23 protein-coding genes are annotated in these 22,820 nt (G+C 73.5%); 8 read left to right on the top strand and 15 right to left on the bottom strand.

The features are described 5' to 3' along the window. The first annotated feature begins 107 nt into the window (after positions 1 to 107). On the top strand, positions 108 to 1,361 hold the full coding sequence (locus tag ACI79K_RS15800) for a geranylgeranyl reductase family protein (protein ID WP_456600153.1): 1,254 nt from the start codon (positions 108 to 110) through the stop codon (positions 1,359 to 1,361). Positions 1,362 to 1,569: 208 nt separating this feature from the next. On the opposite strand, the gene trhA is transcribed toward ACI79K_RS15800, so the two are convergent. Further along, entirely contained in the window at positions 1,570 to 2,382 is an 813-nt protein-coding gene (trhA, locus tag ACI79K_RS15795; RefSeq protein WP_456600152.1) for a PAQR family membrane homeostasis protein TrhA, read from the bottom strand. Positions 2,383 to 2,513: 131 nt separating this feature from the next. Here trhA and ACI79K_RS15790 point away from each other — a divergent pair, with 131 nt between their 5' ends. The 7 genes from ACI79K_RS15790 to ACI79K_RS15760 all read left to right on the top strand — a co-directional run bounded on the left by ACI79K_RS15790 (position 2,514) and on the right by ACI79K_RS15760 (position 9,265). Further along, positions 2,514 to 3,293, top strand: coding sequence for an isoprenyl transferase (locus ACI79K_RS15790; protein WP_456590557.1), 780 nt, complete (start codon positions 2,514 to 2,516; stop codon positions 3,291 to 3,293). A 23-nt stretch (positions 3,294 to 3,316) separates the two neighbouring features. After that, positions 3,317 to 4,534, top strand: a complete 1,218-nt coding sequence (locus ACI79K_RS15785) for a DUF885 domain-containing protein (protein ID WP_456590558.1) — start codon at positions 3,317 to 3,319, stop codon at positions 4,532 to 4,534. Between the two features lie 3 nt (positions 4,535 to 4,537). Beyond that, a complete protein-coding gene (locus ACI79K_RS15780) occupies positions 4,538 to 4,969 on the top strand; it encodes a hypothetical protein (RefSeq protein WP_456600151.1) in 432 nt (143 codons plus the stop codon). 68 nt (positions 4,970 to 5,037) lie between these two features. Further along, positions 5,038 to 6,033 (top strand): ATP-binding cassette domain-containing protein, encoded by a 996-nt coding sequence (locus ACI79K_RS15775; protein ID WP_456600150.1) that lies wholly within the window; start codon positions 5,038 to 5,040, stop codon positions 6,031 to 6,033. Beyond that, complete coding sequence (locus ACI79K_RS15770; protein WP_456590561.1) at positions 6,030 to 6,788, top strand: ABC transporter permease; 759 nt, start codon at positions 6,030 to 6,032, stop codon at positions 6,786 to 6,788. The genes ACI79K_RS15775 and ACI79K_RS15770 overlap by 4 nt, the downstream gene beginning before the upstream one ends. A 265-nt stretch (positions 6,789 to 7,053) precedes the next feature. Beyond that, a complete protein-coding gene (locus tag ACI79K_RS15765; RefSeq protein WP_456598048.1) occupies positions 7,054 to 8,349 on the top strand; it encodes a PhoH family protein in 1,296 nt (431 codons plus the stop codon). 172 nt (positions 8,350 to 8,521) lie between these two features. After that, positions 8,522 to 9,265: a type IV toxin-antitoxin system AbiEi family antitoxin domain-containing protein gene (locus tag ACI79K_RS15760; protein ID WP_456600149.1), complete on the top strand. Its 744-nt coding sequence runs from the start codon at positions 8,522 to 8,524 to the stop codon at positions 9,263 to 9,265. A gap of 187 nt (positions 9,266 to 9,452) precedes the next feature. Here the strand turns inward: ACI79K_RS15760 and ACI79K_RS15755 are convergent, their stop codons facing one another. From ACI79K_RS15755 to ACI79K_RS15690, 14 genes are all read right to left on the bottom strand, one after another. Then, positions 9,453 to 9,701 (bottom strand): hypothetical protein, encoded by a 249-nt coding sequence (locus ACI79K_RS15755; RefSeq protein WP_456598046.1) that lies wholly within the window; start codon positions 9,699 to 9,701, stop codon positions 9,453 to 9,455. Next, entirely contained in the window at positions 9,698 to 12,694 is a 2,997-nt protein-coding gene (locus tag ACI79K_RS15750) for a hypothetical protein (RefSeq protein ID WP_456600148.1), read from the bottom strand. Before ACI79K_RS15750 ends, ACI79K_RS15755 begins: the two co-directional genes overlap by 4 nt. Further along, entirely contained in the window at positions 12,675 to 14,720 is a 2,046-nt protein-coding gene (gene flhA, locus ACI79K_RS15745; RefSeq protein WP_456600147.1) for a flagellar biosynthesis protein FlhA, read from the bottom strand. Before flhA ends, ACI79K_RS15750 begins: the two co-directional genes overlap by 20 nt. A 174-nt stretch (positions 14,721 to 14,894) precedes the next feature. Next, the gene (locus ACI79K_RS15740; protein WP_456600146.1) at positions 14,895 to 16,043 is read right to left on the bottom strand and encodes an EscU/YscU/HrcU family type III secretion system export apparatus switch protein; all 1,149 of its coding nucleotides are present in this window, start codon (positions 16,041 to 16,043) and stop codon (positions 14,895 to 14,897) included. Positions 16,044 to 16,054: 11 nt separating this feature from the next. Next, positions 16,055 to 16,819, bottom strand: a complete 765-nt coding sequence (gene fliR, locus ACI79K_RS15735) for a flagellar biosynthetic protein FliR (RefSeq protein ID WP_456600145.1) — start codon at positions 16,817 to 16,819, stop codon at positions 16,055 to 16,057. 4 nt (positions 16,820 to 16,823) lie between these two features. Next, positions 16,824 to 17,099 (bottom strand): flagellar biosynthesis protein FliQ, encoded by a 276-nt coding sequence (gene fliQ / locus ACI79K_RS15730; RefSeq protein WP_456592276.1) that lies wholly within the window; start codon positions 17,097 to 17,099, stop codon positions 16,824 to 16,826. A gap of 2 nt (positions 17,100 to 17,101) precedes the next feature. Continuing rightward, on the bottom strand, positions 17,102 to 17,956 hold the full coding sequence (fliP, locus tag ACI79K_RS15725; protein ID WP_456600144.1) for a flagellar type III secretion system pore protein FliP: 855 nt from the start codon (positions 17,954 to 17,956) through the stop codon (positions 17,102 to 17,104). Continuing rightward, a complete protein-coding gene (locus tag ACI79K_RS15720) occupies positions 17,953 to 18,381 on the bottom strand; it encodes a FliO/MopB family protein (protein ID WP_456600143.1) in 429 nt (142 codons plus the stop codon). The genes fliP and ACI79K_RS15720 overlap by 4 nt, the downstream gene beginning before the upstream one ends. A gap of 5 nt (positions 18,382 to 18,386) precedes the next feature. After that, positions 18,387 to 19,127, bottom strand: a complete 741-nt coding sequence (gene fliN / locus ACI79K_RS15715; protein ID WP_456600142.1) for a flagellar motor switch protein FliN — start codon at positions 19,125 to 19,127, stop codon at positions 18,387 to 18,389. Next, on the bottom strand, positions 19,124 to 20,101 hold the full coding sequence (locus ACI79K_RS15710; RefSeq protein WP_456600141.1) for a flagellar motor switch protein FliM: 978 nt from the start codon (positions 20,099 to 20,101) through the stop codon (positions 19,124 to 19,126). Before ACI79K_RS15710 ends, fliN begins: the two co-directional genes overlap by 4 nt. A 151-nt stretch (positions 20,102 to 20,252) precedes the next feature. Then, a complete protein-coding gene (locus ACI79K_RS15705) occupies positions 20,253 to 20,726 on the bottom strand; it encodes a flagellar basal body-associated FliL family protein (RefSeq protein WP_456600140.1) in 474 nt (157 codons plus the stop codon). Beyond that, a complete protein-coding gene (locus ACI79K_RS15700; RefSeq protein WP_456600139.1) occupies positions 20,723 to 21,625 on the bottom strand; it encodes a flagellar motor protein MotB in 903 nt (300 codons plus the stop codon). Before ACI79K_RS15700 ends, ACI79K_RS15705 begins: the two co-directional genes overlap by 4 nt. A 4-nt stretch (positions 21,626 to 21,629) precedes the next feature. Further along, on the bottom strand, positions 21,630 to 22,400 hold the full coding sequence (locus ACI79K_RS15695) for a motility protein A (RefSeq protein ID WP_456600138.1): 771 nt from the start codon (positions 22,398 to 22,400) through the stop codon (positions 21,630 to 21,632). Between the two features lie 3 nt (positions 22,401 to 22,403). Further along, positions 22,404 to 22,685, bottom strand: coding sequence for a flagellar FlbD family protein (locus tag ACI79K_RS15690; protein WP_456600137.1), 282 nt, complete (start codon positions 22,683 to 22,685; stop codon positions 22,404 to 22,406). Positions 22,686 to 22,820: the final 135 nt, after the last annotated feature.

Below are 22,820 nucleotides of genomic sequence, written 5' to 3'. Positions count from 1 at the left end.
GGCGCCTCCGGCGCAGACCGCTCTTCCTGCCACGCGTCGCTCGTTCGGCGCATGCTCCTGGAGGGCGGCCGCTCCGGCAGCTCACCTGCTCGGGGACACTGGGCGGCGTGCCAGCCAGTGCCGCCGCTCCCGCCGCCACCGACGTCCTCGTGGTGGGCGCCGGCCCGGCGGGCTCCGCTGCCGCTGCGTGGGCGGCCCGTGCCGGCCACGACGTGGTGCTGGCCGACGCCGCGGTGTTCCCCCGGGACAAGACCTGCGGCGACGGCCTGACCCCGCGCGCGGTCGCCGAGCTGGACCAGCTGGGGCTGGGGGACTGGGCGCGGTCGAAGGCCCGCAACCGCGGCCTGCGCGCCGCCGGGTTCGGCCGCGAGTGGCAGCTGCCCTGGCCGGGCGGTGCGCTCCCGGACCACGGCAGCGCCGTGCCCCGGACCGAACTGGACGCGCGCATCCGGCAGGTCGCGCTCGACGCCGGTGCGATGCCGGTCGACGGAGCCCGGGCCGTCGACGTCGGGCGCGACGGGGACCGGGTGCGCGCGGTCGTCTTCGAGGACGCCGACGGCGGGACGACGACGATCGCCTGCCGGCGGCTGGTCGTCGCCGACGGCGTCCGCTCACCCCTGGGCCGGGTGCTGGGCCGGGAGTGGCACCGCGACACCGCGTACGGGGTGGCCGCGCGCAGCTACGTGCGCTCCGGTCGCAGCGACGACGAGTGGATCAGCTCGCACCTGGAGCTGCGCGGTACCGAGGGGGAGCTGCTCTCGGGCTACGGCTGGGTGTTCCCGCTGGGCCGGGAGGCCGGCGAGGTCAACCTGGGGGTGGGCACGCTGGCGACCGCGCGCCGGCCGGCCGGGGTGCAGCTGAAGTCCCTGCTGGAGTTCTACGCAGAGACCCGGCGCGGGGAGTGGCAGCTGGACGGGAAGGTCCGGGACGTGACCTCCGCGCTGCTGCCCATGGGGGGTGCGGTGTCCGGGGTGGCGGGCCGCAACTGGGCGCTCGTGGGCGACGCGGCGGGCTGCGTGAACCCGCTCAACGGGGAGGGCATCGACTACGGCCTGGAGACCGGCCGGACCCTGGCCGGGCTGCTCGGCGAGGACGACTGGACGGCGGCGTGGCCGGCGACCCTGCGGCGGCACTACGGCGAGGCCTTCTCCATCGCCCGGCGGCTGGCCGGGCTGCTCACCGTCCCCCGGTTCCTGCCCCTGGCCGGCCCGGTCGGCATGCGCTCACGGCCGCTGATGACGGTGGCGCTGCGCGTCATGGGCAACCTGGTCACCGACGAGGACCGCGACGCGGTCGCCCGGGCCTGGCGCACGGCCGGGAAGCTCTCGGTCCGGCTGGACGACCGTCCACCCTTCTCCTGACCACGGGTCGCGGCGCAGCCGCGGTCCACCTGAGCGGGGTCCCGGAGGGATCCCCGAAGGTGGACGTGACCTGAGCGGAGGAGGGAACCGCGGCAACGCCGCGTCGTGCCGAGAGGGGCCCGGAGGGTCCCCGATAAGCGACAGGCAGGGATCAGCGCGAGCCGGGACGGCACCTGGCCGCGGTGTCGTCCGGAGGACGACAGATCACTCAGACGAAAGGGGAATTGAACACCGCGAAGTAGACGGCGATGTAGTGGCAGAGCGCCGCGACGACCGTCATCGCGTGGAAGACCTCGTGGTAGCCGAACGTCCCCGGCCACGGGTTGGGGCGCTTCACGGCGTAGGCGACGCCGCCCACGGTGTAGAGCACCCCGCCGACGGCGAGCAGGACCATCGAGGCGACCCCGGCGATGTGCAGGATGTCGGTGAGGACGAAGAGCGCGACCCAGCCCAGGCCGATGTAGAGCGGTACGCCCACCCAGCGCGGCGCCGTCGGCCAGCTCATCTTGAGCGTGACGCCGGCCAGCGCGCCGGCCCACACCCCGCCGAGCACCCAGAAGCCGGTGGGCTGGTCGACGGCGAGCAGCGCGAACGGCGTGTAGGTGCCGGCGATGAACAGGAAGATCATGGAGTGGTCGAGCCGCTTCATGATCTTCCAGCCGCGCGGTGACCAGCGACGGCGGTGGTAGAGCGCGCTGATACCGAACAGCCCGCAGATGGTGAGGCAGTAGACCGCCACCGACCACCCGGCGCGGGCGCCCTGGACCGAGGCCAGCGGGATGAGCACCGCACCGGCGACGATCGCGCCGAAGAACGAGAAGAGGTGGATCCAGCCGCGGGCGCGCGGCCGGGTGTCGGGGTGCTCCCAGTCGTCGTCGGCGAAGTCCTCGGCGGTCCACGCCTGCTCGACCTGCTGGCCCTCCGAGGCGACGGCGGCGACCGCCTGCTCGGCCGGGGCCTCCAGCTCCGCCCCGTCGGCCTCCACCCGTACGGACGTGCGATCGCTGGGAGGGACGCTCATGCTCTGAGGTTACGGAGGGGCCGGTGTGGCGTCATCCGGGGCGGCTGTGACGTGCGCGGCCGTGACCCGTGGCTCGCCGCGTGCCTGCGAGTGGCGAGTAGGGCGGGGTCCTTGTCACTAGGGTGACCGTCGTGGGGGTGCGCCGGCGGGTCCGTGACGCACTCATCCAGGTCTACGAGCGGCGCCTGGCGCGGGCGCTGGAAGGCGCGGACGTGCCGAGGCACGTGGGCGTGATCATGGACGGCAACCGGCGGTGGGCGCGCGCCATCGGGCTGGAGGACGTCGCGCACGGGCACCGCCGGGGCGCGGCGAAGATCGCCGACCTGCTCGGCTGGTGCGACGACGCCGGCGTGCAGGTGGTCACCCTGTTCATGCTCTCCACCGACAACCTGCGCCGGCCCGAGTCCGAGCTCAACGCGCTGCTGGCCATCATCGAGGACGTCGCCGTCGACCTGTCCCGGCCGGGGCGGCGCTGGCGGGTGCGCAGCATGGGGGCGCCGGAGGTGCTGCCGGCGCGCACGGTCGCCGTGCTCGAGCAGGCCGAGCGGGACACCTGTGACCGCCCCGGGGCGACGGTCAACCTGGCGGTCGGGTACGGCGGGCGGCGGGAGATCGCCGATGCGGTGCGCTCGCTGCTGGCCGAGCACGCCACCCGCGGCACCTCGCTGGAGGAGCTGGTGGAGGTGCTCGACGTCGAGCACATCGCCGAGCACCTGTACACGCGTGGTCAGCCCGACCCGGACCTGGTCATCCGCACCAGCGGCGAGCAGCGCATGTCGGGGTTCCTGCTGTGGCAGACGGCCAACGCCGAGTTCCACTTCACCGACGTCTACTGGCCCGACTTCCGCCGCGTCGACTTCCTGCGGGCGCTGCGGGACTACTCGGCCCGGCACCGCCGCTTCGGCGGGTGACGGTGGCTGGGAGACTGGCCGCCATGACCGCGGGAGCTCTCGACGTCGCCCTGGAGTACGTGCGGCTGGGGCTGCGCTTCGACCGCCTGGAGGCTGGCTTCGTCGACGCCTACACCGGCGATCCCCGGATCCGCGCGCAGGTGCAGGACGAGCCGGCGCCCACGCCGCGGCAGCTGCGCGACCGCGCGCGGGAGCTGCAGCGCGAGCTGGACGCCGCCGGGCTCCCCGAGGAGCGCACGTCCTTCCTGCGCGGGCAGCTGACCGGTCTGGAGTGCAGCGCGCGGAAGATGAGCGGCGAGCCGGTCGGCTTCGTCGAGGAGGTGCGCGCCTACTTCCAGGTCGACGTCGAGCTGGGGGACGAGGCCGCCTACGCCGCCGCACACACCGAGCTGGACGCCCTGCTGCCCGGCGACGGGTCGCTCGCGGAGCGGTACGCGGCGCACCGGCGTCGGGAGGAGTGCCCGCCGGACCGGCTGGAGAGCGCGGTGCAGGCGCTGTCCAGCGCGCTGCGCGACCGGGTGCGTGGCCGGTACGGCCTCCCGGAGGTCGAGACGGTCCGCTACGAGGTGGTCACCGACAAGCCGTGGTCGGGGTTCAACTACTACGAGGGCGGCTACCGCTCCCGCGTCGCGATCAACGCCGATCTGCCGCACCGGCTCTCCCAGCTCGCGCACCTGGTGGCGCACGAGTCCTATCCCGGGCACCACACCGAGCACTGCCGCAAGGAGCAGGGGCTCGTCGAGCGGGCCGGCCGGATCGAGCACACGGTCTTCCTGGTCAACACCCCCGAGTGCCTCATGGCCGAGGGGCTCGCCGACCTCGGCGTCCCGGCGGCGATCGGGGAGGGCTGGGGGAGCTGGTCGGCGGAGATCCTCGGCGACCTCGGTCTGCGGTTCGACGGCGACCTGGCCGAGCGGATCGCGGTGGCGGCCGCGCCGCTCAACCGGGTCCGTCAGGACGCCGCGGTGCTGCTGCACGACCGGGGCGCCGGGGCCGACGAGGTGGCGGCCTACCTGCAGCGGTGGGCGCTGGTGAGCCCCGAGCGTGCGCGGCAGCAGATCCGCTTCCTCACCGACCCGCTGTGGCGGGCATACATCTCCACCTACGTCGAGGGGTTCGACCTCCTGACGCGGTGGCTGGCCGCCCGCCCGGCGGACCAGCCGGTCGCCGACCGCTTCCTCCGTCTGCTCGACGAGCCGCTGACCCCGCAGCGGATCGCCGCCGAGATTCCGGCCGCCTGACCCGTGGCAGCCCGCTCCCCGGCGCAGGCGCGGTTCCTGGGGCTGTGGACCGCGGGCTGGCTGGCCCTGCTGCTGGTGGCCGGCATGCTCCGGTTCGGCGACCCCGCGGTGCAGTGGCCGGTGCTGGTGGTCCCGGCCCTGTGGGCGCTGGTCGCCCTGCGGCCCCGGCGGGCGTCGCGGGCCGGCGGTGCGGGTTCCCGGCGCCCCGGTCGATCGGCCGACGAGTGGGCCGAGGACAGGTGGGCCCACGACGAGGAGGCCGAGGACCGGTGCGTCGACGACAGGTGGGCGGAGGACGGTCGGGCCGACGACCCGTGGGCCGAGGACGGTCGACCGCGGGACGCGGGACGGTGGCCCCCGCCGGGCGAGCGCACCGACACCGTGGAGCGTCCCGCGCTGCGCCGCCGGTCCGACGGCACAGACCGGTGGCGGTGAGGGGTCGGCGCTGACGCCGTCGGCGAAACCGGTGGAAGCTGTCGGCGGGCGGAGGGATGCTTTCGCGCGTGATCCACGCCCGCGGCCTCGCCCGCACGTTCCGCAAGCGCAAGCAGGAGGTCCACGCCGTCGTCGGGGTCGACCTGGACGTCGCCCCCGGTGAGATCGTCGGCTTCCTCGGCCCGAACGGGGCCGGGAAGACGACGACGCTGCGCATGCTGACGACGCTCCTGGAGCCCACCGCGGGCACCGCCACCGTGGCCGGCTGCGACCTGCGGGCCGACCCGGTCGGGGTCCGCCGCCGCATCGGGTACGTCTCGCAGAGCGGCTCGACCGCCCCGGAGGCGCGGGCCGGGGAAGAGGTCGTCGACCACGCCCGCCTCTACGGCATGAGCACCGCCGAGGCGACCGGGCGCGGGCAGCGGCTCTTCGCCGAACTCGACCTCGACGGGCTCTGGGAGCGCCAGCCCAAGGCCATGTCGGGCGGCCAGCGCCGCCGCCTCGACATCGCGGTCGGGTTGATCCACGTGCCGGAGCTCGTCTTCCTCGACGAGCCGACGACCGGGCTGGACCCGCAGGCGCGGGCCAACCTGTGGCAGCACATCCGCGGGCTGCGCGAGGAGCGCGGGACGACGGTCTTCCTGACCACCCACTACCTGGACGAGGCCGACGCGCTCTGCGACCGGATCCTCGTCATCGACCACGGGGCGATCGTCGCCGAGGGCACTCCCGACCAGCTGAAGTCGCAGGTGGGCGGCGACGTGCTCACCGTGATGGTGGAGCGCCCGGAGCAGGCCGCGGAGGTCGCCCGCCTGGTCGAGGCACTGCCGGGGGCCGAGCAGCCGCAGCTGCTCGCCGACCGGGTCGTGGGCCGGGTGCCGCACGGAGGTCGTGCGCTGGTCGAGCTGGTGCGGGCCCTGGACGCCGCGGACGTCCCCGTCAGCGGCATCGAGAGCCGCCGGCCCAGCCTCGACGACGTCTTCCTCGGCCTGACCGGCCGGTCCCTGCGCGAGTCCGGCGCCGCGCCGGCGTCACCCCCCGCTCCGGCGGTGGCCGGGCGATGAACACCCTCCTGCGCGACACCGGAACCGTGTTCGCCCGCGCCATGCGGATGTCGCTGCGCAACCCCGCCTGGCTGGTGATCAGCCTGATGCAGCCGATCCTCTACATCCTGCTGTTCGGGCCGCTGCTCGAGCCGCTGGCCGGTCAGCTGGGTCCGGGCGACGCCTACCAGATCTTCGTGCCCGGCATCCTCGTGCAGCTGGGCATGTTCGGGGCGCTGTTCGTGGGCTTCGGGCTGATCGCCGAGTGGCGGGCGGGGGTGATCGAGAGCCAGCGGGTCACCCCGGCCAGCCGCACCGCCCTCCTCCTCGGCCGGGTGCTGCGCGACGTCGTCGTCCTGCTGACGCAGGGAGCGCTGCTGGTGCTGGTGTCCATCCCGCTCGGGTTGCGGGCGCCGGTGCTCGGCGTCGTCCTCACCCTGCTGGTCGTCGCCCTGCTCGGTGCGGCGCTGGCGGCGGTCTCCTACGCCCTGGCGCTCACGCTGAAGAGCGAGGACGCGTTCGCACCGCTGCTCAACGCTGTCGTCTTCCCGCTCGTGCTGCTGTCGGGCATCCTGCTGCCGATGAGCCTGGCGCCCGGGTGGCTGCAGGCGGTCAGCGACGTGAACCCGTTCAAGCACGTGGTCGAGGCGGCCCGTGAGTTCTTCGTGGGCGGGTACGGCACCTCGACCGCGTGGTGGGGGGTCGCGATGACGGTGTTGCTCGCGGTCCTCGGCTGGGCGTTCGGGGTCCGCAGGTTCCGTCGCGAGTCGAGCTGACGGTCCGTGCGGGACGGCTGCGACGGATGAGGCCTCCGGGTGACATCCACTCCTTCTCGTGGGGTGCACGTCACGTGGATGTCACCCCCCGGGCATAGCGTCCGCAGTGGACGGCGAGCTCCCCTCGCCGTCCACGGGAGGCCCGGTTGGTGCGACTGCGTTCGTCGTCCAGAGGGGCCGGTCCCCGGCTCCTGCGCCGGGGCCCGGCCACCTTCGAGCAGGGGTGCGCCTCGTCACCGGGGCGTCGCCTCACGGGAGCCGACTCGTGACCACTCGCCGTACGTTCGTCCTCGACACCTCCGTCCTGCTGTCCGACCCGGGCGCGCTGCTGCGCTTCGGCGACGCCGACGTGGTGCTGCCCCTCGTCGTCATCGGGGAGCTGGAGGACAAGCGCAACCACCCCGAGCTCGGCTGGTTCGCCCGCCAGGCGCTGCGCATCCTCGACGACCTGCGGGTCACCCACGGCAGGCTCGACGCGCCGGTGCCGGTGGGGGAGAGCGGCGGCACGCTGCACGTCGAGCTGAACCACAGCGACCCCGCGGTACTCCCGGCCGGTTTCCGGAACGACAGCAACGACAGCCGGATCATGGTGGTCGCGCTGAACCTGCGGGCGGAGGGCCGGGACGTCTGCCTGGTCACCAAGGACGTGCCGCTGCGCGTCAAGGCCGCGGCCGTCGGGCTGGACGCCGACGAGTACCGCGTGCTCGACGCGGTGGACGCCGGCTGGACCGGGATGGCCGAGGTGTCGGTGGAGGACGCCGAGCTCGACGTGCTGTACGAGGACGGCGAGGTCTTCCTGCCGGCCGCGGCCGAGCTGCCCACCCACACCGGTCTGGTCCTGCTCTCCTCGCGCGGCTCGGCCCTCGGCCGGGTCACGCCGGACAAGCAGGTGCGGCTGGTGCGGGGCGACCGGGAGGCCTTCGGGCTGCACGGGCGCTCGGCCGAGCAGCGGGTCGCGCTGGACCTGCTGCTGGATCCGGCGATCGGCATCGTGTCCCTCGGTGGTCGGGCCGGCACCGGCAAGTCGGCGCTGGCGCTGTGCGCGGGGCTGGAGTCGGTGCTGGAGCGGCGGGCGCACAAGAAGGTGGTCATCTTCCGGCCGCTGTACGCCGTCGGCGGTCAGGAGCTGGGGTACCTGCCGGGCGGCGAGGGCGAGAAGATGTCGCCCTGGGCCCAGGCCGTCTACGACACCCTGGGCGCGCTGGTGTCCCGCGAGGTGCTCGAGGAGATCGCCGCGCGGGAGCTGATCGAGGTGCTGCCCCTCACCCACATCCGCGGCCGCTCGCTGCACGACTCCTTCGTGATCGTCGACGAGGCGCAGTCGCTGGAGCGGGGCGTGCTGCTCACCGTGCTGTCGCGCCTGGGCAGCAACTCCCGCGTGGTGCTCACCCATGACGTCGCCCAGCGGGACAACCTTCGGGTGGGCCGGCACGACGGCGTCACGGCGGTCATCGAGAAGCTGAAGGGGCACGTGCTGTTCGCGCACGTGACGCTCACCCGTTCCGAGCGCTCGCCCATCGCGGCGCTGGTGACCGAGATGCTGGAGGACCTGCCGCTCTGACCTGAGCAGCCGCGTCGGCCGCTCTGGGGGTGGTTCTCCCGCCGCACGGGTCCTGCAACGGCCCGGGAGCAGCGGGAACACCCCCGGAGCGGGGCGTCCACAGGCGCCGCCGTCGTCCACCGGACCGGCGCGGGCCTGGTCACCCGGGCGGGCCGCGTCGGACGGTCGGAGGATGACCGACCCGCACTTCCACCCGCCCGTCCGTCTCCGCCGGGACGCCCTGACCGAGGGCTGGTCCGACGGCGAGCTGGCCCGGGCCGTCCGCTCCGGGGAGCTGAGCCGGCTGCGCCGAGGGGCCTACGTGGACGCCGTCCTCCCCGCCGGTCCGGCCGCGCAGCACGCGCTCCTGGTCGAGGCCACCGTGGCGCTGCTCCGCCGCCCGGCGGTCGTGAGCCACCAGTCGGCGGCCGTGCTGCACGGGCTCCCGCTGTGGGACGTCGCGCTCGGCCGGGTGCACATCACCCGGCCGCCGGGCTCGTGGACCGACCGCAGCCGGGTGTTGTGCTGTCACGTGGCGCGCATCCGCGACGACGAGGTGGTCCGGGTCGGCGGCGTGCCGGTCACCGATCGCGTCCGCACCCTGCTCGACCTCGCCCGCTCCCTGCGGTACGAGGCGGCCGTGGTCGCCCTCGACGCCGCGCTGCACCGGGGGCTCGTGACCCACGACGAGCTCCGCGCGCGGCTGTTCGACATCGTCGGAGCTCCCGGGACGCGGAGCGCGGCGCGAGCCGTCGCTGCGGCGGACGCCCGCAGCGAGAGCGTCGGGGAGAGCCGCAGCCGGGTGATCCTCCAGCGCTGGCAGCCGGCTCCCTCGGCGCTGCAGTTCGAGGTCCTCTCCGCCGGCGGGGACCTGGTCGCCCGCACCGATTTCGCCTGGGAGGGGCCCTCCTGGTGGGAGAGTTCGACGGGCGGGTGAAGTACGGCCGGCTGCTGCGGCCGGGGCAGGACCCCGGCGACGCCGTCTTCGCCGAGAAGCGCCGCGAGGACGCTATCCGGGACGAGGGCTGGCACGTCGTCCGCTGGGTGTGGGCAGAGCTGTCCGTGCCGCACCGCCTCGCCGCGAAGGTGCGCCGGGCGGTGGAGCGGGCCCAGCGGGGAGCCGGTCAGGCGGCGTCGGCCGGCTCCTCCGTCGGCGTCGCCCGGGCGGCGGGCCGTCGCCGGCCCTCGGGCGCGGGCTTGGGTGGTGTGACGACGGCGCGGACCAGCGCGACGACGACCCAGCCGGCGGCCAGGCACCACGGCAGCCGGTTCACCATGTCCTCGGTCGTGAAGTCCCCGCGCAGGCCGAGCGCGAGCACGGGGACGGCCAGCACGAGCCCGACGAGCAGGACGTCCCAGCGGAACGGGCTCATGCCTGCGGGCTGTCCAGGCGCTCGCAGAGCAGCGAGGCCCAGCGGTGTGGGGTCGCGCGGGCGCCGTCGAGGAGGGCCACGGGGACGGTCAGCCGCTGCAGCACGGCCGCCGGGTCGGCGCTGAGGTCGGTGTCCTGCACGACGAGGGCGTCGACGCGGGGCAGCCCGCCGAGCCACACCTCGAGGTCCTCGGGCTTGCGGGTCGCCTCGGCGACGGCCCAGACCGACGCCGGCGACCAGATCGCCAGCATCTGCGACATCCAGTAGAAGTCGCTGCGGAGCGGCGCGTCCACGGCGACGATCGTCAGCATGCCGACGTCGGTCGCCTCGTGCTGACGGTCGATGGCCGCGTCGACCGTGGTCACCCGGCTGCCCTTGGGGGCGAGTCCGGCGAGGTCGCCGCGGGTCGCCCACTGCACGCGGTCGGGGTCCAGCCGCAGGGAGACAGCGAGCGCGCGCGCGGCGCGGAGCGCCTCGACACCGGGCCCCACGACGAACAGCACCTCACCGGCTCCGGTGGGGAGCTCCGGCGCCTCGGGCAGCCGCGCGGCCAGCACGCGGGTCAGCGCCGCGTAGGTGCCCTCCGCCTCGATGCGGCCGGCGAAGTCCGCCGCCAGCAGGTCCTGGGGCAGGCCCAGCTCGCTCAGCCGGGCGACGATCTCGCGCGGGCCGGCGGGGCTGAGCCCGGTCCGCCGCGACGGCGCCGGGGCGGCGGGGACGTCGGCGGCCCGCGCGGCGGGAACCGGCCGGTGGACAACGGCGTCGTCGTCGATACCGGCCAGCTCCGGGTGGTCGTCGCCCATGAGAGGACCCACCGGGAGGCGCGTGACGGTCGCCAGGGTGCGGGGTGCGGCCTGGGTCCCCTCGGCCTCCCGGGCAGCGGCGTCGCGCGGGCCGGCTGCGGCGGGGCGTGACGGGGGGACCGCCGGGCGGCCCGACGCCGGCGGCACGGGGGGCAGCCCACGACCCCGCGCGCCGGGCAGCGGCGGCAGCAGGGACACCCGCGGCATGACCGTCGTGGCGTCCGACGACAGGGTGAGCGGGGCGGGGTCGCTGGCGGTCCGGGCGAGCAGTGGCTCCTCGGCGACGGCGTCCGCGGCGATGGCCTCCTCGGCGACCGCATCCGCGGCGATGGCCTCCTCGGCGACCGCATCCGCGGCGATGGCCTCCTCGCCGAGAGCTTCCTCGGCGGTGGCGTCCGCGGCGATGGCGTCCTCGGCGACCGCGTCCGCGGCGACGACCTCCTCGGCCACGGTCGCCTCGGCGGGCGAGGCCTCGGCGACGACCTCCGCGGCGGTCTCCGCGGGCAGCTCCACGGCGTCCTCGGCCACGGCGAACGGGACCCAGTCGTCCTCGACGGCCGGCACCGGTGACTCGTCGACGACCGCGGCACCGCCGTCCTCGACGACGAGCGCGGCCTCCCCGGCGACCGTGGCCACCTCGAGCGGAGCCGGCGACGTGGGAGCCCCGCCCAGCACGTCGGCCCAGATGGGCGAGTCGGTGCCGACGGGACGAGCGAGGACCGGCTCACCCCACAGCGCGGTGTCGGCGGCGGAGCTGCCCCAGCCGAGGTCGGCGGAGGTCGGTGCGGGCGCCGCCGGCGGGAGGGGGTCGTCGAAGAGGGGGAACGACGACACGGCGCCGACGGGCTCCGGCACGACGAGTGCCGGCGCGGGCGGCGACGAGGTGACCGGCTGCTCGCCGACCGAGGCGAACAGCGGGGTGTCGAGGGGGTCGGGCTCGACGACGGGGAACTCGCTTCGGACCGGCTCGTGGTCGACCAGCTCGGGCGTGGTGGTGACCGGCTCCGGCAGGAAGGCGTCACCGGTACCCGGGAGGTCGAGCGCAGGCAGCACGGGCTCGGCCTGGACCGGCTCGGTCAACGCCTCCCGCGGGGAGTCCCCGGCCAGCATCTTGCGCAGGATCCCGGCGAGGGCCTCGTCCGAGTGGCCCTGGGCCAGGGCGTCCCGCAGCGCCTCCGCGATCTCCTCCTGCCGCGCGGACGGCGCCGGCGCGGCGGGCTCCGGTGAAGGGGCCGCCCAGGTGGGCAGGCCGTCGGCTCCGGTCGTGGACGTGGAGGGCGGCGCGGTGGCCTGATCTCTCACCGTGAACTCCTCCTGCTGCACGGCCTGGGACCGCGTCGACGGGTCTGCTGAACGAATGGCCGCGGCCAGGGACGAGCGGGGCGCCGGCGTGCCGGGGGCTTCGGCGGTGAACGGAACCGGATCCTGTGCGGCCGGGTGGAGCTCCGCCGGCTGCGCCAGCGCTTCCTCGACGGCCTGGCGCACGTCGCGATCCCCGGAGACCATGCGGGCCAGTGCCGCCGTGAACGGGGAGGGCGCGGCCGCCGCGTCGTCGCGGGCGGCGGTCGGCTGCTTCGCCGGCGACGGAGCCGTCTGCGTGCGCGGGGTGGACGCGGCTCCGCGCGTCGCCTTCGGGAAGGTGGCCCGGGACGCCGACGACCGCCCGTACCCGGTGGAGGGGGCTGCGGGGGTGGCGGGAGTGCCGGTACCGGCGGGCGAACCGCCCAGCAGGCCGGCCAGCTCGTCGATCCGCTCGTCGTCCGCGGGCGCAGCGGGCGCGGCGGCCGCAGCAGGCGCGGCGGGCGCAGCGGGCGTGGTGGGCCAGGAGGAGGCCCCGGACGTCACCGGCTCCACCGGTGCCTGGCGCGTGGCCTCCGCGGCCCAGGCGGCGGCGCCGTTGCGGGCAGGGGCTGTCGTGCGGGCGCGGGCCGGAGCAGCCGAGGCCAGCGGGGAGTCGTACGCGGCGACGGGGGTGGCCTGCGTGGGGCCCGTCGACGGCGAGGGAGCGCCGGGGCGGACGAACTGGTCGGGCGCCACCTCGGCGACGTACCGCTCGGTGGCGAAGAAGCCCAGCACCCCGCCGGAGCGGACCCGCCGGACCCCGACGACCCGGACGTGCGGCCCGAACTGCTCGCGCGCGGCCGCGATCGCGTCGTCGCGCGTGGCGGCCTCAACGGATCGCAACGGCACCGCTCACCACTCCCAGCGACTCGATCTGGGCCGTCCGGGACACCTCCGCGTAGGAGATGACCGGCAGCCGGGGCAGGATCTGGCGCATCAGCCGCGCGAGCGCCGCGCGGACCTGAGGCGAGCAGACGAGGACGGGGGACAGGCCCTGCCGCTCGGCCTCCTCGAGCATGCCGCTGCAGCCGTGGACGAGGGCGTCCACCGCGCCGGCGTCGAGGGCGAGGACGGCGCCCATCTCGGTCTGGCGGACCGCTTCGAGCAGCCGCTGCTCGAACCCGGGCTCCAGCGTGAGCACGTGCAGCCGCTCGTCCGGCGTGACGTAGGGCTGGCTGATCGCCGAGCCCAGTGCCGACCGGGTGGCCTCGACCAGTCCGTCGAGTTCGGTCGAGTGCTTGGCACGTACAGAGAGTGCCTCGAAGATGCGCACCAGGTCGCGGATCGACACACCCTCGGCGAGCAACGCATGCAACACGCGTTGCACCTCTCCCAGGGTGAGCAGCGCCGGGGTCAGCTCCTCCACGACGACCGGGTGGGAGCGGCGCACCATCTCCACGAGGAGGCGGACGTCCTCCCGCCCGAGCAGGTCCGCAGCGTTCTGCCGGACGACCTCCGCCAGGTGGGTGGTGATGACCGATGAGCGGTCGACCACGGTCGCCCCGGCCATCTCGGCGGCCCGCTGCAGCTCCGCGGGCACCCACTTGGCGGCGAGCCCGAACACCGGCTCGCGGGTCGGCTTGCCGGGGAGCCCGTCCAGCGCGTCGCCGATGGCGAGCACCGTCCCGGCGGGGGAGCTGCCCTTGGCGACCGGCACGCCGTTGAGCCAGATGACGTACTGCGAGGAGGGCAGGTCGAGGTTGTCCCGGGTGCGCACCAGCGGGATGACCAGACCGGTCTCCATGGCGACCTTCCGGCGCAGGGCCTTCACCCGGTCCAGCAGGTCGCCGCCGCGCGCGGTGTCGACCAGGTCGACCAGGTCGAAGGCCACCTCGAGCTCCAGCGGGTCGACCCGCATCCGCTCGGCGATCGCCTCGGGGGAGTCCGGGGCGGGTTCCAGCTCGGCGGCCGCCGCGGCTGCCTCGGCGTCCTCGTCGACCTCCGGCTCGTCGGTCAGGCGGGTGGCCAGGAAGAGGAACAGCACGCCGACGAACAGGAAGGGCAGCTTGGGCAGGCCCGGGATCAGGCACAGGGCCAGGGCGGCGCCGCCGGCGATGCGCACCGGCTGCTGGAACCGGCCGAGCTGGGCGATCAGGTCGGTGCCCATGTCGCCCTCGCTGGCCGACCGGGTCACGATGATGCCGGTGGCGGTCGACATCAGGAGCGCCGGGATCATCGACACGAGGCCGTCACCGACGGTCAGCAGCGAGTAGGTGCTGACCGCCTCGGCCGGGGTGAGGCCGCGCTGCATCATGCCGATGGCGAAGCCGCCGATGAGGTTCACCAGCGTCACCACGATGCCGGCGATGGCGTCGCCCTTGACGAACTTCGACGCGCCGTCCATGGAGCCGTAGAAGTCGGCCTCGGCGGTGACCTCGTGGCGGCGCTTGCGTGCCTGGGCCTCGTTGATCAGCCCGGCGTTGAGGTCCGCGTCGATCGCCATCTGCTTGCCGGGCATGGCGTCGAGGGTGAAGCGGGCGCCGACCTCGGCGACGCGACCGGCACCGTTCGTGATCACCACGAACTGCACGATCGTGAGGATCAGGAAGATCACCAGGCCGACGACCAGCGAGCCGCCGATGACGATGTGGCCGAAGGCCTCGATCACCTTCCCGGCGTAGCCGTCGGTGAGCACCAGCCGGGTGGAGGAGACGTTGAGGGCCAGCCGGAACAGCGTCGCGATGAGCAGCAGCGACGGGAAGACGGCGAAGTCCAGCGGCTTCCTGATCTGCATCGCGACGAGGAGGACGAGCAGCGAGATCGCGAGGTTCAGCCCGATCAGCATGTCCATCATCGCGGCGGGCAGCGGCACCACCAGCATGAGCACGATCGAGACGACGCCGATCGGGACGGCGGCCTTGCCCAGGCCCTTCACTCGCCCGCTCCGGGGGCGGGGGACAGACGCTGGCTCACCCCTCCCTCATCGGCAGGCCGGCGCGCAGCCGGTACCTCCCCATGGCCACCGCTCCTGGCTCACCGCTGGGGGTCCTGGCTCACGGTCGACGCTGAGCCAGGACCCGGAATGATCAGGTGACCTGATCACCATCGTTCAGGCGGCGACGGTGGGGCGGCGCCGGCCGGCCTTGGGCAGGTCCGTCGTGTCCGGTGCCTCGAACCCGGGACGGTGGAATCCGCCGCGCACGCCGCGGGCACCCAGGTGCATGACGAAGGCGAGCACGCGGGCGACGGCGGTGAACAGCTGCGGGGGGACTTCCTGCCCCAGTTCGCAGGAGGCGTGCAGCGCCCGCGCCAGCGGGACGTCCTGGACCAGCGGCACGCGCGCCTCGGTGGCCCGTTCACGCAGCTTCGCCGCCACCTCGCCGGCACCCTTCGCCACCACGCGCGGTGCGCCCTGGGCGGCGTCGTACTTGAGCGCGACGGCGACGTGGGTGGGGTTGACCAGGAGGACGTCGGCGTCGGCCACCTCGGCCATCATCCGGTTGCGGGACATCGCCATCTGCACCCCGCGGCGGTGCGCCTTCATGTACGGGTCGCCCTCTGCCTGCTTGTGCTCCTGGGTGATCTCGTACTTGCTCATCTTGAGCTGCTTCAGCATCTTGGTCCGGACGACGACGAAGTCGGCGACGGCGATGACCAGGCCGGTGACGGCGACGACCCGGAACATCAGGACAGCCGAGTCCGTGAAGGTGGCCGCGATCGCCGAGAGCGGCAGCGCGCCCGCGGAGGACACCAGGGTCTGGGCCCGCTCGCTGGTGACGATCACGACCGTGCCCAGGGCCGCGGTCTTGATCAGCGCCTTGGACACCTCCCACAGCCCCTGGGTGCCGAACATCCGCTTGAAGGCAGGGAGCGGGTTGAACTTCTTCAGCGTCGGCTTCATCGGCTTGCCGGCGAAGCGCACCCCGCCCTGGGCCGCCGAGGACACGACGCCGACGAGCATGAGCGCGATCGCGGTCGGCAGCAACGTCGTCAGGAAGGCCATGAGCGCGGTACCCAGCAGAGCGGTGACCGTGGTGACCTGGGGGTTCCTGGCCACCGTGCCGACGTGCACGAACAACTGCTGCACCATGTCGAAGGCGTTGCCCACGAGCATCGGCAGCAGGAAGCTCGCCGCCGCCACCCCCAGCCAGGTGCCCAGCTCCTGGGTCCGGGGGATCTGCCCCTCCTTGCGCGCCTTCTTCAGGCGCTGCGGAGTGGGCTTCTCGGTCTTCTCACCACCCGGTCCGTCCTTGGCCATGCGTCACCCCCTCAGCCGCCGCGCAGGGAGGTCATGGCCCGCGCACCGTGCTCGAGCAGCGAGTCCAGGGCCGGTGGCAGCAGGGGGAACGTCAGCCCCAGCATCGCCAGGGTGAGCATGATCTTCACCGGGAAGCCGAGCGAGAAGACGTTGAGCGCCGGAGCGGCGCGGCTCAGCAGCGCGAGCGCGACGTCGGCGAGCAGCAGCACGGCAACCATCGGGCCGGCGATCTGCAGGGCGGCCAGGAACATCATCGAGAACGCGGTGATGAGCACGGCCGCGAGCTGGTCGGTCGGCACGTCCCCGCCCACCGGGAGCCCCTCGTAGGAGGTGGCGAACCCCTTGACCATCAGCAGATGGCCGCCGCTGGTGAACAGCAGCGTGGTGGCCAGCAGGTAATGCAGCTTGCCCAGCGCGCTGTTCTGGGTCATCGCCATCGGGTCGTACCCCGGCTGCAGGGAGAAGCCGCCGGTGACGTCGAGGATGTCGCCGGCCATCTGCACCGCCGTGAACAGCACCTGGACGACGAACCCGAGCGCCGCGCCGATGACCACCTCGGTCACGGCGGTGACGAGCAGGAAGCCGGCCGTCGGCTCGGGCAGGGTGGGTGCGATCTGGGTCGACAGGAGCACCGCGAGGGCCAGGGCCAGGGCGCCCTTGACCGGCCCGGGGATCACCCGGGAGTTGAACGGCGGGGCGAGCAGGACGAAGCCGGCGGCCCGCGCCGTGCCGAGGAGCAGGGCCGCGAGCGTGACCGCCGGGACCGAGAGGTCCACGGCGCTACGTCCGGTCGAGCAGCGCCGGCAACTGGTCGAACAGGGCGTGGGTGAAGCTGACCAGCTCGGAGAGCACCCAGTTCCCGGTGACCAGCAGGGCGATCGAGACGGCGATCATCTTCGGGACGAAGGAGAGCGTCGCCTCCTGGATCTGGGTTGCTGCCTGGAACAGCGAGATCAGGAAGCCGACCAGCAGGGCGGTGATCAGGATGGGCGCGGCGACCTTGGCGGCCACCATCATGGTCTGCGCGGCGATCTCGGTGACGTCGGCGTCGCTCATGCCTAACCGGCCCCCCCGTAGGAACCCACCAGCGCGGTGGTGATCAGCGCCCAGCCGTCGACGACGACGAAGAGCAGCAGCTTGAACGGCAGGGACACGATGGTCGGCGGGACCATCATCATGCCGAGCGCCATGAGCGCGGCGCTGACGAGCATGTCGAGCACCAGGAACGGGATGAAGATGACCAGCCCGATGATGAAGGCGCTCTTCAGCTCCGACAGGACGAACGCGGGGATGAGCGTGGTCATGCTGACCGCGGTCGCGTCGGCCGGGGCCTCCTCGCCGGAGAGCCCGATCATCAGCTTCAGCTCGTCCTCGCGGGTGTTGGCCAGCAGGAACTCGCGCAGCGGCCCCACGCCCGCGTCGTAGGCCTGGGAGACCGACATCGCCCCGTCCATGTAGGGCTGGACGGCGAGTTCGTTGATGTCGGAGAACACCGGGCCCATCACGAACAGCGTCAGGAACAGCGCGATACCGGTCAGCACCTGGTTCGGCGGCGATGTCGCCATGCCGAGCGCGTTCCGGGTGAGCCCCAGCACCACGATGATCTTGGTGAAGGAGGTGGCGAGCAGGAGCACCGACGGGGCGACCGAGAGCACCGTGATCGCCAGGATCAGCGTGATCGAGTTGCTGGGGGAGCCGTCGCCGATCGAGATGTCCACGGTGCCACCGACCTCGGGCGCCACCGGCGCCACCGGCGCCGTCGGCTCCGTGGGTGCCGTCGGGACGGCCGCGACCGGGCCCGCCAGCAGGACCGCCGCCACCGTGGCGGCCAACAGGGAGAGCAGGACGACGAGGGCGCGGCGTCGGGCCCGCCGGCTGTCCGGGGAGGACAGCGCACGCACCGTGGTGGTCATGTCCGCCGGACCGTCCGCTCGCGCAGCTCGTCGACCAGCGTGCCCCAGCCGTTGCGGTCCAGGACGGAGCCGGCGAGGGCGCCGTCCCCGGAGCGGGCCGCCTGGACCGGGATCGCGGGCGTGCCCTCGCCCGGGCCGTCCGCGGTCCGAGGTCCGCCCGGTGCCCGGCGCTCGCGCAGCGCCGCGTCGACGGCCTCGGCGTCGACCTCCGCCAGCAGGGTGACGTGCTCCTCGGTGGCCCCGACGACCAGGACGACGTCGGCGATGCGCACCACGTTGACCGTGCTCGTGCGGCCCATCCGCTGCCGGGCGAGCACCTCGATGAGGCCGTTGCCCTGGCCCAGCCCCTTCTTCTTCGCCAGCCGGGCGGCGAACCAGAGCACGCCGCCGATCAGGGCGAGGGACAGGAACAGCCGGATGATCATCCACGTCATGAGGCCTGGGCCCCCAGCTCGGCGGCGTCGGTGACGATCTCGCTGATCCGCAGGCCGAAGTCCTCGTCGACGACGACGACCTCGCCGCGGGCGATCAGCGTGCCGTTCACCAGCAGGTCGGCCGGCGCGCTGGCGGCGCGGTCGAGCTCGACGACCTCGCCGGGGTGCAGGGACAGCAGCTCCTGCACCGTCATCCGGGTACGGCCGATCTCGACGGTGACCTCCATGGCCACGTGCCGCAGGAGCTCGAGGCTGCCGCGCTGCTCGCGGGCGGCGGGCAGCGTGACCTGCAGCGCGAGGGTGGCCTGGTGCTCACCGTCGGCCAGCAACGGGACGGCGACGAACATGCCCTTGTCGCGCAGCCCGTCGAGGGCGGCGACGGGCTCCTCGGTGCGCTCGGAGGCCACGCGCACGCGGCCGAGGGTGGCCGCGGCGGCCTCGAGGGCCGGGCGCAGGGCCGCGGAGACGTCCATCTGCCCCACGGGGGAGTTCTGCAGGGCGTCGACGACGTCGCTGGAGAGCACCAGCACGACGTCGCCGGAGACCTCGCCGGAGAGACCGGCAGTGACCGCGACCGCGGCCGCCGGGGGCAGCGGGACGGTGTCGGGATCGCTCACGGGGGCGCCGGCGCTCAGCACCGAGGTCGAGGGGATCAGGTCAGCTGCGGCGCGGGCGGCCGCGGCCACGACCGCCGTGACGGTCTGGGAGTCCTGCGAGTCGGTGCGGGGCGCGGTCATGCGGAGTCCTTCGCGGCGTGCGGGGTGGGGACGATGGAGGCAGCCAGCCGTCGCCGGTGGTTGCTGGCGATCGCGTAGGCGAACGTCACGTCGTTGGTCGTGACCTCCAGCGGGCTGTCCCGGGGATGGCGGAGCAGCAGCACGTCGTCGACGGCGAGGGAGAGCAGGTCGGAGGAGGAGACGGTGAGCGGGGCGAACCGCACGCTGACGTCCACCGGCACCAGGTTCAGCCTGTCGATCAGCGCCTCGCGGGCGCGCTGGCGCTTGCGCAGCGCGGACTCCGACAGCTGCGGGGAGGCCGCGTTGTTCAGGGCCTGGGCGAAGGAGGAGAAGGGCAGCACGACGGTGGCCTCGCCCTCGCGGCTGCCGACCTGCAGCGCGTAGCTGGCCACCATGACGGTGTCCGAGCCGGCGGCGGCCTGGGCGAGCTGCGGGTTGTACTCCCGGCCGACCAGGGCCGGCTGGAGCTCGGTGACGGACGCCAGCGAGACCGCGAACTCGTCGAGGAGCCGCTCGAGCAGGTGGTTGGTGATGGTGGTCTCCATCGCCGTCATCGGCCGGTTGGGCTGATCGGCGCTGCCGGAGCCGCCCAGCATGTGGTCGACCATCGCCATGGCGATGTCGAGGGGGAAGGCCAGCAGGCCCTTCCCGGCGAGCGGCTCCAGGGTGAACGTCGAGATGAAGGTGGGGTTGGGCAGCGTCCCGACGTAGTCGTCGTAGGAGAACTGCTCGATGCCACCGAGCTCCATGCGCGCACCGGCCCGGAGGAACGTGGTGAGGATGGTCGTCGCCTGGCGGGCGAAGGCCTCCTGCGCGATCTGCATGACGCGCACGTGCTCGCGGGAGAGCTTCGTCGGGCGGCGGAAGTCGTAGGTGCGCGGCGCCCCCCGGCGGCTGCGGCTGCTCGAGGCGGCGGCGGTCGGAGCCGGGGCCGGCGCGGCGGCCGGGGCCGGTCCGGTCTCGGGGGTGGTCACGCAACCCCTCATCGGCGGGGACCGGCAGCACCCTGACCGGGCGCCGTCGCGAGTCCGTGGCGGCGGGGGAGCGCGTGACGGGTGGTGCGGCTGATACGCGACAGGGGTGCCCTCCGTGATCGGAGGACACCCCTGCGTGGTCGCGCGGGCGCTACTGGGTCACGTACTCCGTGTAGTAGATGCCCATGACCATCGGTACGTCGTGCTCCGTGTAGGCCTCGATGATCTTCTGCTCGAGCGACTCCTTGAGCGCGTCCCGGGCACCGGTCACGTCGGCCGGGTCCGCCTGCGAGAACGTGGAGATGATCGCGTCGTAGGCCTTGGCGCCGTCGACCCCGCCACCGCCGTGGCCGCCACCGGCGGCCGCCGCGGTGTAGTCGAGCGTGATACCGATCTTCAGGTAGCCACCACCGGCCAGGTTCACCGCGATCGGCTCCAGAGCGGTGTAGCCGCCGTGCTCCGGCGCCGCGGCCTCGGCCTCCCCCGAGCCGGCGAAGAGGAAGAAGTAGGCAGCACCCGCCCCGGCGAGCAGCACGACGGCGAGCATCAGGAAGAGCTTCTTCTTCCCGCCGGTGCCCTCGGTCTCCTCGCCGTCGGCGGGGACGTTCTTGTCCTTCTTGCTCATTCGGTCACTCCATGGTGGGCGGCGTCGAGGCCGGGGAGGAGGGTGTTGGCCTCCGCCGAGGCACTGGACAGGACGACGACGTCGACCCGTCGGTTGACGCTGAGGGCGGTGGGATCGGACTCGGGCACCAGCGGCCGGGTCGAGGAGTAGCCGGTGGCCGAGAGGCGTTCCTGCGGGACACCGTTCGTGGCCAGGTATCGCACGACCGTGGTCGCCCGGGTGGCCGAGAGCTCCCAGTTCGACGGCCACGGGCCGCCGGGGGTCACCGGGAGGTGGTTGGCGTGCCCCTCGACGCCGAGCGCGTTGGGCAGCCCGGTGAGCGTGGGGGCGATGGCGGTCAGGATGGCGCGGCCCTCCGGTCGGAGCGCGGCCTCCTCGGCGTCGAAGAGCACCTGGTCGGCGACGATGTGCACGACGAGACCGCGCTCGTCGATCTCGTAGCGGGCGGCACCGGCGTGGCCGGCCGCGGCCAGCGCGGCCTCGATCTTCGCGCGGGCTGCGGCGAGCTGGTCGTAGGCGGCCTTCGCCTCGGCGGCGATGCGCTCGGCCCGCTCCGCGGCGGCCTGCGCGGCGGCCTTGTCGATCTGGGCCTGCTGGACGGTCGGGTCCGGCGGGATGGCGGAGGCGATGTCCACCACGCCGGGCAGCCCGTCGAGGACGGAGCCCTCCGGTGTCGGGCCCGGCTGCACCGTGATCGGCCCGCCGAAGCTCTCGGCCATGCCCTTGGCCAGGGCGGCGAACTTCTGCTCGTCCACCTTGCTCATCGCGAAGAGCACCACGAACAGCACGAACAGCAGCGTCATCATGTCGAAGCCCGACACCAGCCACCGTTCGTGGTTCTCGTGCTCCTCGTGCTCCTCGTGCTTCTTGCCGCGGCGGCGGCCGTGACCGCTGCTCACGAGATCACGCCGCTTCCTTGGCCACCGAGCCCGGCGGCACGAGCGAGGTGAGCTTGAGCCGGACGGCACGCGGGCTCGTGCCGGCCTGGATCTCGGCGATGCCCTCGACGAGCAGCTCCATCTGCGCGGCCTGCAGCTCGCTGACCCGGAGGATCTTGGCGCCCATCGGCAGGAACCAGAAGTTGGCGGCCATGACGCCCCACAGCGTGGCGATGAACGCCGCGGCGACCATCGGGCCGAGCGTCTCCGGGTTGTTCAGGTTCCCCATGACGTTCATCAGGCCGACGATGCAGCCCAGGATGCCGATGGTCGGCGCGTAGCCGCCCATGTTGTTCATGAACTTGGCGGCGACCTTGTCCTCGGACTTCTTGGCCGCGATCTCGCTCTCCAGGACGGCGCGCAGCTCCTCGGGGTCGGTGCCGTCGATGCCCATCTGGAGGCCGCGCTTGAGGAACGGGTCCTCGATCGCCTTGACCTGCGCCTCCAGCGCGAGCAGACCCTCCTTGCGGGCCTTCTCCGCGAGGCTGACCAGCGTCTGGATCTGGTCGGTCGGCGGCGGCACCTTCGCCGGCATCACGGCCATCTTGAACCAGTTGCCGACCTTCTTCAGGTCGTCCATCGTCTGGCTGGCCGCCGCCGCGCCGAACGTCGCGACGATGACCAGGATGATCGCCGGCAGGAAGATCAGCGACGTCGGGTCGGCGCCTTCGAGGATCATGAAGACGATCAGGGCGACGATGGAGATGGCGAACCCGATCAGGGTGGCGGGGTCCACGGGTCAGCGCTCCTCTCGGGTCGGGAAGGGGACGACCGACGAGTCGCCGACCTGCTGCTCGGGGACGTGCGAGCGGTAGGCGCCCCGGTCCATCTCGTAGGAGAGGGCGAGGATGCCGGCGCGGTACTCGCGGATTTCCTGCAGCACCTCGGCCACGCTCTCGCGCACCACGTACTTCGTGCCGTCCACCAGGAAGGCGACCGTGTCCGGGTGGCCCTCGACCTTCTCGATCAGGTCGGGGTTGAGCGCGAACTGGTCGCCGTTCAGGCGCGTCACTCGGATCACGGGTCGGACCTCTTGCTCGGTGGGGGTGGGTGGGAAGTGGACACGGATCGGGCGGGAACGGCACTTCTGTCATCGGCTCCGGACGGGGGGTCCTTGAGCCGAAGGTGCTGGCGGGGGCCGTGTGACGGACGGCCC

This window comes from Blastococcus sp. SYSU DS0616, assembly GCF_054051015.1.
The sequence above is the reverse complement of the archived record's forward strand: the minus strand, read 5'-3'. Positions and strand labels throughout refer to the sequence as shown.

Bases quoted from the DNA above. Each gene is read 5' to 3' on its own strand.
- trhA (WP_456600152.1), bottom strand. From the start codon at position 2,382: ATGAGCGTCCCTCCCAGCGATCGCACGTCCGTACGGGTGGAGGCCGAC.
- ACI79K_RS15785 (WP_456590558.1), top strand. From the start codon at position 3,317: ATGACCGCGGGAGCTCTCGACGTCGCCCTGGAGTACGTGCGGCTGGGG.
- ACI79K_RS15770 (WP_456590561.1), top strand. From the start codon at position 6,030: ATGAACACCCTCCTGCGCGACACCGGAACCGTGTTCGCCCGCGCCATG.
- ACI79K_RS15760 (WP_456600149.1), top strand. From the start codon at position 8,522: ATGACCGACCCGCACTTCCACCCGCCCGTCCGTCTCCGCCGGGACGCC.
- ACI79K_RS15755 (WP_456598046.1), bottom strand. From the start codon at position 9,701: ATGAGCCCGTTCCGCTGGGACGTCCTGCTCGTCGGGCTCGTGCTGGCC.
- ACI79K_RS15740 (WP_456600146.1), bottom strand. From the start codon at position 16,043: ATGGCCAAGGACGGACCGGGTGGTGAGAAGACCGAGAAGCCCACTCCG.
- fliQ (WP_456592276.1), bottom strand. From the start codon at position 17,099: ATGAGCGACGCCGACGTCACCGAGATCGCCGCGCAGACCATGATGGTG.
- fliP (WP_456600144.1), bottom strand. From the start codon at position 17,956: ATGACCACCACGGTGCGTGCGCTGTCCTCCCCGGACAGCCGGCGGGCC.
- ACI79K_RS15720 (WP_456600143.1), bottom strand. From the start codon at position 18,381: ATGATCATCCGGCTGTTCCTGTCCCTCGCCCTGATCGGCGGCGTGCTC.
- fliN (WP_456600142.1), bottom strand. From the start codon at position 19,127: ATGACCGCGCCCCGCACCGACTCGCAGGACTCCCAGACCGTCACGGCG.
- ACI79K_RS15705 (WP_456600140.1), bottom strand. From the start codon at position 20,726: ATGAGCAAGAAGGACAAGAACGTCCCCGCCGACGGCGAGGAGACCGAG.